This window comes from Gordonia sp. 'Campus' (assembly GCF_022206305.1).
In the GTDB taxonomy this organism is placed as follows: domain Bacteria; phylum Actinomycetota; class Actinomycetes; order Mycobacteriales; family Mycobacteriaceae; genus Gordonia.
The window spans coordinates 1-10,245 of sequence record NZ_JAKOIW010000041.1; the positions used below are offsets into that span (position 1 = coordinate 1).

The following is a 10,245-nucleotide window of genomic DNA, read 5'->3' on the forward strand; positions in this document are numbered from 1 at the left end:
GGCGGGGAACCGGGCCGGGATCGGGGCCCACTCGGCCCCGGCGGCGGGGCGAAACCCGGACGAGGGCCGGGACCGCCCGCGTTCGGGCGGTCCGACGGGCGAGGCGGGACCGGGCTGCTGACCGGTGCGTTCGGGACGCGCTCCCAGGGCGCCGAGGTCCCCGACACCGTCGGCGCCTCGGGCGTCGACCGTGCGTCGCGGGCACGCTCGTCAGCACCACCGGACCGGGTCGGCTGGTTCGGAGAGCGCTCGTCGTCAGAGGTCACGGGTCCAAATTACCCGGCGGTGACGAGGTGGTCGGGCGCGGACCGGGGGCCGGCGGTCACGAAGCCTGCGTTTCCGTGCTCTCCGCCAGCGCCTCGCGGACCTCTTCGATCCGCGGGACGGTGGGGGAGACAGGTGCCACCACGCGTCGCGCGCGACGCACGACCCCTGCGGCGACACCGGCCGAGACGGACGCCACGACCACACCCAGTGTGGCGAGCAGATAGTTCTTGCGCATGGCCCAAGAGTGCCAGCCGGTGTGCACGGGTGCCACCCCGCCCCGGCACGTTTGCGCACCTCGACGGCTCACCGGGTCACCCGGACGCCGGCAAGTGGTTGGATGGAGACATGACTACACAGAAAACCTCCGCAGTCATCCACACCAATCGCGGCGACATCAAGGTCGACCTGTTCCCGAACCACGCGCCGAAGACGGTCGAGAACTTCGTCGGGCTCGCCGACGGCAGCAAGGAGTACAGCAAGCCGAACGCGTCCGGCGGCAACTCCGGGCCGTTCTTCGACGGTTCGGTGTTCCACCGGGTCATCTCCGGGTTCATGATCCAGGGCGGCGATCCGACCGGAACCGGCACGGGCGGCCCGGGCTACCAGTTCGGCGACGAGTTCCACCCGGAGCTGCAGTTCGACCGTCCGTACCTGCTCGCCATGGCCAACGCCGGCCCGGGCACCAACGGCTCGCAGTTCTTCATCACCGTCGGACCGACCCCGCACCTGAACCGTCGCCACACGATCTTCGGTGAGGTCACCGACCCCGCGTCGCAGCAGGTCGTCGACGCGATCGCGACCACCTCCACCGATCGCGGCGATCGCCCGCTCGACGAGGTCGTCATCGAGAAGATCGAGGTCAACTGACCTTTCCGGAGCACACCGCCCAGCAACGGGCGGTGTGCTACCGGCACCCCGACCGTCCCACCGGCCTGTCCTGCAGCCGCTGCGGACGGCCGGCGTGTCCCGAGTGCCTGCGTCCGGCGTCGGTCGGGCAGCACTGTCTGGAATGTCTCCGCGACGACGGGGTCCAACGGTCCCCGTCCCTGACGGGTCCGCGACGCGGCGTCCGTGCGATTGCTCCCACGCGCGCAGTGGCCACGCAGCCGTATGCCACCTATGCGCTCATCGCGGTGAACCTGCTGGTCTTCGCGCTGTGCGTCCTGCAGGCCGGGGTCGGCGATCCCGGTGCCGCGTCGATCTTCAGCGCAGGCGACCTGTTGAAGAGCGACGTCGCCGCGGGTGAGTACTGGCGTCTGCTCACCGCAGGCTTCCTCCACTTCAGCGTCATGCACGTCGCCGTCAACATGCTCTCGCTCTACATCCTCGGGCGCGATCTCGAACTCTCGCTGGGAGTCGCCCGCTATCTGGCGGTCTACGTCATCGCGCTACTCGGAGGCAGTGCCGCGGTCATGCTGTTCGAGGACGACCGCGCACTGACCGCGGGGGCGTCCGGAGCCATCTACGGACTCATGGGCGCGATGCTCGTGATCATCCTCAAGGCCCGCGTCTCGCCGGTTCCGGTGCTGCTCATCATCGGTTTCAACGTGGTGCTGTCGTTCTCCCTGCCGGGCATCTCCGTGCTGGGTCATCTCGGCGGGCTGGCGTTCGGTGCCGCGGCCACGGCCGCCATCGTCTACCTGCCCGAGGCCGTTCTACCGTCGGGACGCCGGGATGCGAGGTCGGCGAGCCTCGTCGGATGGGTCGCCCTCGCAGCACTTCTCGTGCTCGCGCTCGGCCTCGGTGTCGGCGCGGGCATCGCCTACGACGGCCTGACCTACATCCGCTGACACACTCCCGCTGGTAACCACCCCGGCCGGGGGCTGTTTCACTCTTCGACGACGAACCCCGCGGCGCGCAGGTCATCGGCGACCGTCAGCAGATCGGTGCCGAGATCCCACCGGCTGAACACGACGAGTCGTGTGTCCTCGCGGGGCAATCCCTCGGGCTCATCTGCCGGCGTCGCCGATGCGCCCTCCGGGAGTACGTCGATCTCCAGTTGCCCGACTCGTCGACCCACGCGGCGGATGGACAGCAATCGGATCCGCTCGATCTCTTCTCGCGAGTACGTCCGAGGGCCGCGCAGGGTGCGGATCATCAACGCGGGAACCGGGCCGTCGATGATTGCCAGGCGCGGACGCACCCGGAGGGTGTAGGCGCCGAGGACCGCCAGAAGCAGGCCGGCCACACCCATCAGGACGGCCCCGGCCGGATCGCCGCTGACCACGACTGCCGCGACCATCAGGATCACCCCGCCGACGCAACCGGCGATTCCCGCCCCGATCGGGGTGGCCCAGGCGCGTGTGTACAGATCAGGAGAGTTATCCACAGGGGTTACTCACAGTGGGGACTACTTACACACATGTCATTTCCACAGTGTGGATAACTCACAACCTTGTGATTTCGCAGGTCAGCCTGTTGATGGCGATGTTTCACGGGAAACAGGTCAACGCCAACGCATGGTCATCAACAGGCCCGCCACCATGAGCGAGAAGCCGATGAGGAAGTTCCAGGAGTTCAGCTCGGCCATCCAGTGGAGGAACTGTCCCTCGCCGCCGTACGCGGTCGGGGTGGCGGCAAGGTAGTAGACGACGAGCCAGGCGAGCCCGAGCAGCATCAGGCCGAGCATCACACCCACGTAGATGGTGCTGGAAGGGCCGGCCTTGACCTTGACCGGCGTCCTACTTGCCGGGTTGATCGTGTAATCGGTCTTCTTCCGGACTTTTGACTTCGGCATGACTTCCTCTGTTGTGCGGCACCGCCGTGGCGGTCGTACGCGAGTGGGAGGCGACAACACACGTCCCCACTGGAAAACACTCGAGATCTACGGTATCTCACCAGGTCGCCGACGCCGACCACCCGCTTCGGCGGTAGCCTTTTCGCGTGAGTCGCATTCTGGTGGTCGACAACTACGACAGCTTCGTCTACAACCTGGTCCAGTACCTGGGCCAGCTCGGCGTCGAGGCCGTCGTGTGGCGCAACGACGACCCCCAGCTCGCGCCTGCTGACCCCGAGCGTCTGCGGGAGGCGGTCGCGGGTTTCGACGGCGTACTCCTCAGCCCGGGCCCCGGTACCCCGCAGCGCGCGGGCGCGACCATGCCCATGGTGAACGTCGCCGCGGCGGAAGAAGTGCCGCTGCTCGGAGTCTGTCTCGGCCACCAGGCCATCGGCGCGGCGTTCGGCGGCACCGTCGACCGCGCGCCCGAACTGCTGCACGGCAAGACCTCGCTCGTCTTCCACGACGACGCGGGCGTGCTCGCGGGGCTCCCCGATCCGTTCACCGCCACCCGGTACCACTCGCTGACGGTGCTGCCCGAGTCGATCCCGGACGAGTTGGTCGTGACCGGCCGCACCGAATCCGGGATCGTCATGGCGATGGCACACCGTGAGCTGCCGATCCACGGTGTGCAGTTCCACCCGGAGAGCGTGCTCACCCAGGGCGGTCACCGGATGCTGGCCAACTGGCTCAAGACCTGCGGGATCGACATCGACGAGACCCGCGTCGCCGCGCTCGAGGCGGAGATGGCCACCGCCATCGGCTGAGCGCCGAGGCCCGGTCAGTTCGGGAGCAGGCTCGCCTGGCCGACGATGATCGTGATGGATCCGCTCTTCCGAGCCTTCGACCCGGGATTCGGTTCCTGGCCGACGACCCGGCCGTTGTCGGGGCTGCCGAGGGGAACGTTGCGCGTCTGACGCGTCAGCGTCGACCGTTCCCACCCGGCGCGCGAGAGGTCGGCCTGTGCCTCGGCGGGCGTCTTGCCACGGAGTTCGGGGACGGTGAACAGGTTGCCGCGCGACACGCTGATCTGGACGGTGCTGCCCTGTTCGGCGGTCGAGCCGGGGCCCGGTGATGTGCTGATGACCTCGCCGGCGGGACGGTCGGAGTCGGAGGCGACCACGACCACCATCATGCCGAGCTCCTCCAGGACCGATCGCGCCCGATCTTCGGACATGCCGACGACGTCGCGGACGGTCACCTCACGCGGTCCGTTGCCGACATTGACGACGACGGCGCCGTTGACCGGGACCTCCGTGCCGATCGCGGGCGCGGTGGAGACCACCTTGTCCTTCATCTCGGCCGTCGAGTCGACCCGATCGGTCCTGACGTTGGTGAACCCCAGGACCTCCAACTGTTTGGCGGCCTCTGCCGGGGTCTTTCCGACCAGGTCCGACGGCAGCCGCACACGCTGGGGCCCCGTCGAGACATACAGGGCGACCTCGGAACCCTCGGTCGCGAGCACACCTTCGCCCGGCGTCGAGCGGGTCGCGAGCCCGGCCGCTACGTCGAGGCTGGGTTCCTCGAGCACCCGCACCTCGAACCCGGCGCGCCTCAAGGATGACTCGGCGTCGCCGGAACTGAGTCCCGACACCGCGGGCACCGACACCTCCGGCGCCGAACTCGAGCCCCAGGGTGACCACAGGAACAGAACGCCGACGAGCAGTACGACGGCGGCGAGCGCGCCCGCCATCAGCTTGCGGGACCGCCGGCGCGGTGGGGCGTCGGAGTCCTCGTCACGCCGGTGGCTCCCGCCGTTGCCGACCCGGGGTGTGATCGCGCGCCGCGGTCCGGTCGTCTCCGACCGCGTCGGGCGCCGCGGCCCGGTGTCGATGAACTCGGTGCGCTCCTCGTCCGACAGGAGCATCGGCGCGGAGGGCTTGCCCCCGGCGAGGACACGGATCAGATCGGCACGCAGGTCCGCGGCCGACTGATAGCGGTTGTCCTTGTTCTTGCTCATCGCCTTGAGGACGACGGAGTCGAGTTCACGCGGGATCTCGGGCCGGACGTGCGACGGCCACGGCGGATCCTCGTGCACGTGCTGGTGGGCCACCGCGACGGGCGAATCACCGGTGAACGGTGGCTCCCCGGTGAGCAACTCGAACAGGACGCAACCCATGGAGTAGATGTCGCTGCGCGGGTCGACCTTGATCCCGCGGGCCTGCTCGGGGGAGAGGTACTGAGCGGTGCCCATCACCGCCGACGTCTGGGTCATCGTCGACGTCGCGTCGCTCATCGCGCGCGCGATGCCGAAGTCCATGACCTTCACCGCACCGGACTTGTCGATCATCACGTTCGCCGGCTTCATGTCGCGATGGACGATGCCGTTGCGGTGGGAGAAGTCCATGGCCGCGGCGACGTCGGCCATCCAGGTCATGGCCTGCCGGGGCGAGATGGGACCGTTGGCGCGCAACACATCCCGCAGGGTGTCGCCGTCGACGTACTCCATGACGATGAACGGCAGCGGGCCGTCTTCCGTTTCGGCCTCGCCGGTGTCGAAGACCTGGACGATGGTCGGATGGTTGAGCTTGGCCGCGTTCTGCGCCTCACGCCGGAACCGGAGATAGAACGAGGGGTCACGGGCGAGATCGGCACGCAGCACCTTGACCGCGACGTCGCGATGGAGCAACAGGTCGCGCGCATAGTGCACCTCGGACATGCCACCGAAACCCAGCGTTTCGCCGAGTTCGTAGCGGTCGGAGAGGTGGTGTGGTGTCGACATCGGCCTCGGTGGTTCGCCCCTCAGGATCTGTTATCTGAACACTCTGTCATCGCATGTGGTCTGTCCGTACCGCAGTCGGTCGGACCGTCGCCGTCCATCAGCACAACGGTGAGAACGGCACTCCTGGGAAGCACGGGGTCCCGGTGGCGGCACCGGGGTCCGGCGAGTCGGGGGGTCCGGTCGGCGCGAGCGTGGTCGTCTCCTCCGTGGTCTCGGTGGTGGTCGTGGTCTCTTCGCTGGTCGTGGTGCGGGGGGTTCGACGCGTCGTGGTCGGCTCGTCGGGTTCCTCGGTCGGTTCGACCGTCGTCGTGGTCTCGACGGTCGTCGACGGCGAGCTCGGGGGCGGGGTGGTGGCGCCGCCGTTGCCGCTGCTGAGCAGGTAGAAACCGATCAGTCCCAGCGCACCGACGAGCAGCGCCGCCGCGACACCGGCCAGCACCTTCTGCCCGGTCGTCCAGCTGTTGTCCGGGGGTGGGGCGATCGGGGTACGGGAGGTGGGCCGCGGAGTGATCGGCCGGGACGCCGCACCGGTCGGCGGTGTCGACGCGCGGGCGACCGCCCCGCCGAGAGCCGCGGCTCCGGCCGCACCGGCCACGGCGCCGGCGATCGCACCGGGTCGTGGCGGTCGGCGACCGGCCCGTACGGCGGCCACGGCGTCGGCGAACTCGCCGCCGTTGGCGTACCGCTGGCGCGGATCCTTGGCCATCGTGATCTCGATGAGTTCGCGAACACCCGACGGCAGGTTCGACGGCAACGGCGGCGGCGACTCACGGATGTGCTTCATCGCCACCGTGATCGCGCCGTCGCCGAGGAACGGCCTGCGACCGGTGAGGGCTTCGTAGCCGACGACACCCAGCGAGTAGACGTCCGACGCGGCGGTCGCCTCGTCACCGGTGGCCTGTTCGGGCGAGATGTACTGCGCGGTGCCCATGACCATGCCGGTCTTGGTCACCGGTGCCGAGTCGACGGCCTTGGCGATTCCGAAGTCGGTGATCTTCACCTGGCCGATCGGCGTGATGAGGATGTTGCCGGGTTTGACGTCGCGGTGGACGAGTCCCTGGCTGTGGGCGGCCTGCAGGGCGCGTCCGGTCTGCTCGAGCATGTCGAGGGTGTTGGTCAGCGACAACCGGCCGAGGCGCGAGATCACCGAGTTCAACGGCTCGCCGTCGACGAGTTCCATCACCAGGTACGCGAGCGGGTCGCCGCCGTTGTAGTCGGGGGTCTCGCCGTAGTCGAAGACGTTCGCGATGCCGGGGTTGTTGAGCTTGGCGGTCGTCTGCGCCTCGGCGCGGAACCGCGCGATGAACTCCGGATCGTTCGTGTACTCGGCCTTCAGGACCTTGACCGCGACACGCCGATTGAGACGCGTGTCGAGGGCCTCCCACACCTGCCCCATGCCGCCGGTCGCGATCAGGCGGATGAGCCGGTAACGATCACCGATGGTGGTGCCGTTCTGCAGGGTCATCGACTGCCACCTCCCACCAGTGAATTGATCACTTCTCGTCCGATCGGTGCCGCGACGGTCCCGCCGACCGAATCCGCACCGAATTGTCCATTCTCCACCACGACCGCCACCGCGATCTGTGCGTTCGACGACGGCCCGAAGGCGATGTACCACGAGAACGGGGTGTCCGTGCTCGAGCCACTTTCCGCGGTACCGGTCTTCGACGCGATCGACACCGGCCCGCCGGCGCCGGCGGTGGACCGCTCCGACTCGATCATCATCGAGGTCAGCTCGGCGGCCTGCTCGGGGGTGATCGGCTTGTTGGCGGTGGTCGGCGGCGTGGTCTGCAGGGTCCGCAGGTCCGCGGCCTGAAGCTTGTCCACCAGGTACGGCTGCATGCGCACACCTCCGTTGGCGACGGTCGCCGCGATCATCGCGTTCTGCAGCGGGGTGAGCCGCACGTCGCGCTGGCCGATCGAGGCCTGCGCGAGAACATCGAGCGAGGGAATCTGTCCCACGGTCGAATCGACGACGGGCATCGGGATGTCGGGCCCGGGCTGGTCGAGGCCGAAGAGACTCGCGGTCTCGGTGAACTTCGGGATCGCGTCGGACATCTTCTCGGTCACGAGTTCGGCGAACGCGGTGTTGCAGGAGTACTTGAATGCCGTCTCGAGTGAGACGGTGCCGCCCGACGAGCCCGGGCAGGTCTCGCCGCCGTAGTTGGGCAGCGACACATTGGTACCCGGCAACGGGAAGCTGGGCGCCGCGGTGAGACGGATGCTCGGGGTGACGTTGTCGCGCAGGGCGGCGGCCGAGGTCACGACCTTGAACGTCGATCCCGGCGGGTAGAGCTGGCTGATCGCCCGGTTCAGCATCGGCTGCGCGGTGTCACCCGGACGGTTCCACGCCTCCCAGCTGCTCTCGCGGACCTCCTGGTCGTGGCTGGCCAGCCGGTTGGGGTCGTAGCTCGGCGTCGAGACCATCGCCAGGATCTTGCCGGTGTTGGGCTGCAACGCGACCACCGCGCCGCGACACGGCCCGTCGCACGGACCGTTGAGCATCGCGCGGTAGGCGGCCTGCTGGACCTTCGGGTTGATCGTCGTCACCACGTTGCCGCCGCGGGGATCGCGACCGGAGAACATGTCCATGAACCGCTGACCGAAGAGTCGGTCGTCGGAACCGTTGAGGATGCCGTTCTCGTAGAGCTCGATCTGGCTGGCCAGGTACTGGAACGAGTAGTAGCCGGTGACCGGCGCGAACGCCTCGGCACCCTCGCGCGGGTACTGGCGCAGGAACTTCAGTCGGCTGTTGGTCGGCACCGACAGGGCGATCACCGTGCCGTCGGCGGTGGTGATGAGGCCGCGCTGACGGGAGTACTCGTCGAGCAGCACCCGGTTGTTGCGGGTGTCGGTCTTGAGGGCCTCGGCCTTGAACACCTGGACGTAGGTGGCGTTGGCCAGCAGCGCGATGATCATCACGATCACCGCCACGGACACGTTCCGGATCGGCTTGTTCATCGGCGTTTCACCACCTGGGTGGGCAGCGACTCGACCGGGGTGGCCGCGGGACGCTTCTTGCCGGGGTCGGGCTCCCGAGCAGCATTGGAGATCCGGATCAGCAACGCCACGAGGATGTAGTTGGCCAGCAGCGACGAACCGCCGTACGAGAGGAACGGGGTCGTCAGACCGGTCAGCGGGATCAGCTTGGTCACGCCGCCGACGACCACGAAGACCTGCATCGCGATGGTGAACGCCAGGCCGGTGGCGAGGAGTTTGCCGAAGCTGTCCCGCACCGCGATCCCGGTCCGCAGGCCACGGTGGATGAAGATCATGTACAGCAACAGGATCGCGGTCAGCCCGGCGAGTCCCAGTTCCTCACCGATGGTCGAGATGATGAAGTCGGTGTTGGCGAACGGCACGATGTTGGGTCGGCCGGAGCCGAGGCCGGTGCCGAACAGGCCGCCGGTGGCGAGCCCGAACAGGCTCTGCCCGATCTGATAGCCCGAGCCGTCGAAGTCGTCGAACGGGTTGAGCCACACCGACACGCGGGTCTGCAGATGCGAGAAGATCGACCACGCGAAGACCGCGCCGATCGCGAACAGTCCGATGCCCAGGACCAGCCACTCCACCCGCGAGGTGGCGACGTACAGCATCGTCAGAATCGTCGCGAAGATCAGCAGCGACGTACCGAGATCCTTCTGGACCACCATCACGGCGATCGCGATGGCCCACGCGGCGAGCAGCGGGCCGAGGTCGCGGGCGCGGGGGAGGTCGACGCCGAGGATGTGCGGACCCGCGGTGATGAACAGGTCGCGTTTGGACACCAGCACCGCCGCGGCGAAGATGATGATCAGGATCTTCGAGAACTCGCTGGGCTGTATGGAGAAGAACGGCGTGATGATCCAGTTCTTGGATCCGTTGATCTCCGAGAAGGCACTCGGCAGGATCGCCGGGATGATCAGGAAGACCAGACCGCCCAGACCCAGTGTGTAGGCGTACCGCGACAGGGTGCGGTGGTCGCGGATCAGGATGAGCACCGCGGAGAACGCGATGATGCCCAGCACCGCCCAGAGCAATTGCTGGTCGGCGTTGTTGGTCACCTCGGTCGCGTTCACCGACTCCCCGGTGTTGCCGGTGCCGAGGTCGAGGCGGTGGATGAGCACCAGTCCCAACCCGTTCAGCACGGCGACGACGGGCAGCATGATCGGATCGGCGTGCGGTGCGTAGCGACGGACGACCAGGTGGGCGACCCCGAACAGCGCCGTGTAGGCGGCGACGTATTTGAGGATGTCCCAGGTCAGGTTCTGGCCCTGGGCGGCCTGGACGATGAGCAGCGCCACCGTCACCAGGCCTATCCCGAACACCAGGAGCAGCAGCTCGGCGTTGCGGCCGGTGCTCGTGGCGGGTTGGCGTGGCGGTGCGTGCGGGGCGGGCGCGGCTTGAGTCATCGCACCTGCTGCCGACAACTCGTGGCGGCGTCCTGGTCGGGTGTGGGGACGGGAGCCGGGGCGGCCGATCCGGTCGTGCCCTGCTGCGG

At 68.2% G+C, this 10,245-nt stretch carries 10 protein-coding genes and 1 pseudogene; 3 read left to right on the top strand and 8 right to left on the bottom strand.

The window, feature by feature from the left end; genetic code table 11:
• Both MAY35_RS23030 and MAY35_RS23035 read right to left on the bottom strand, forming a co-directional pair.
• Positions 1-266: pseudogene (locus MAY35_RS23030) on the bottom strand (hypothetical protein); the annotation flags it as partial.
• Positions 267-322: 56 nt separating this feature from the next.
• The gene (locus MAY35_RS23035; protein WP_238423643.1) at positions 323-502 is read right to left on the bottom strand and encodes a hypothetical protein; all 180 of its coding nucleotides are present in this window, start codon (positions 500-502) and stop codon (positions 323-325) included.
• A gap of 110 nt (positions 503-612) precedes the next feature.
• Here MAY35_RS23035 and MAY35_RS23040 point away from each other — a divergent pair, with 110 nt between their 5' ends.
• Both MAY35_RS23040 and MAY35_RS23045 read left to right on the top strand, forming a co-directional pair.
• Positions 613-1,134, top strand: coding sequence for a peptidylprolyl isomerase (locus MAY35_RS23040; RefSeq protein ID WP_238423645.1), 522 nt, complete (start codon positions 613-615; stop codon positions 1,132-1,134).
• A gap of 209 nt (positions 1,135-1,343) precedes the next feature.
• Positions 1,344-2,057, top strand: a complete 714-nt coding sequence (locus MAY35_RS23045; protein WP_238423659.1) for a rhomboid family intramembrane serine protease — start codon at positions 1,344-1,346, stop codon at positions 2,055-2,057.
• A gap of 38 nt (positions 2,058-2,095) precedes the next feature.
• On the opposite strand, the gene MAY35_RS23050 is transcribed toward MAY35_RS23045, so the two are convergent.
• Positions 2,096-2,596 carry a PH domain-containing protein gene (locus MAY35_RS23050; protein WP_238423646.1) on the bottom strand — a complete coding sequence of 167 codons (501 nt, stop codon included), beginning with the start codon at positions 2,594-2,596 and terminating at the stop codon, positions 2,096-2,098.
• A gap of 117 nt (positions 2,597-2,713) precedes the next feature.
• Complete coding sequence (gene crgA / locus MAY35_RS23055; RefSeq protein WP_238423649.1) at positions 2,714-3,004, bottom strand: cell division protein CrgA; 291 nt, start codon at positions 3,002-3,004, stop codon at positions 2,714-2,716.
• 146 nt (positions 3,005-3,150) lie between these two features.
• Here crgA and MAY35_RS23060 point away from each other — a divergent pair, with 146 nt between their 5' ends.
• Positions 3,151-3,810, top strand: coding sequence for an aminodeoxychorismate/anthranilate synthase component II (locus MAY35_RS23060; RefSeq protein WP_238423650.1), 660 nt, complete (start codon positions 3,151-3,153; stop codon positions 3,808-3,810).
• Between the two features lie 14 nt (positions 3,811-3,824).
• On the opposite strand, the gene pknB is transcribed toward MAY35_RS23060, so the two are convergent.
• The 4 genes from pknB to MAY35_RS23080 all read right to left on the bottom strand — a co-directional run bounded on the left by pknB (position 3,825) and on the right by MAY35_RS23080 (position 10,156).
• Positions 3,825-5,765, bottom strand: a complete 1,941-nt coding sequence (gene pknB / locus MAY35_RS23065; RefSeq protein WP_238423651.1) for a Stk1 family PASTA domain-containing Ser/Thr kinase — start codon at positions 5,763-5,765, stop codon at positions 3,825-3,827.
• A 97-nt stretch (positions 5,766-5,862) separates the two neighbouring features.
• Positions 5,863-7,230 (bottom strand): protein kinase, encoded by a 1,368-nt coding sequence (locus tag MAY35_RS23070; protein ID WP_238423654.1) that lies wholly within the window; start codon positions 7,228-7,230, stop codon positions 5,863-5,865.
• Positions 7,227-8,726 carry a penicillin-binding protein 2 gene (locus MAY35_RS23075; RefSeq protein ID WP_238423656.1) on the bottom strand — a complete coding sequence of 500 codons (1,500 nt, stop codon included), beginning with the start codon at positions 8,724-8,726 and terminating at the stop codon, positions 7,227-7,229. The genes MAY35_RS23070 and MAY35_RS23075 overlap by 4 nt, the downstream gene beginning before the upstream one ends.
• Positions 8,723-10,156, bottom strand: a complete 1,434-nt coding sequence (locus MAY35_RS23080) for an FtsW/RodA/SpoVE family cell cycle protein (protein WP_238423657.1) — start codon at positions 10,154-10,156, stop codon at positions 8,723-8,725. The genes MAY35_RS23075 and MAY35_RS23080 overlap by 4 nt, the downstream gene beginning before the upstream one ends.
• Positions 10,157-10,245: the final 89 nt, after the last annotated feature.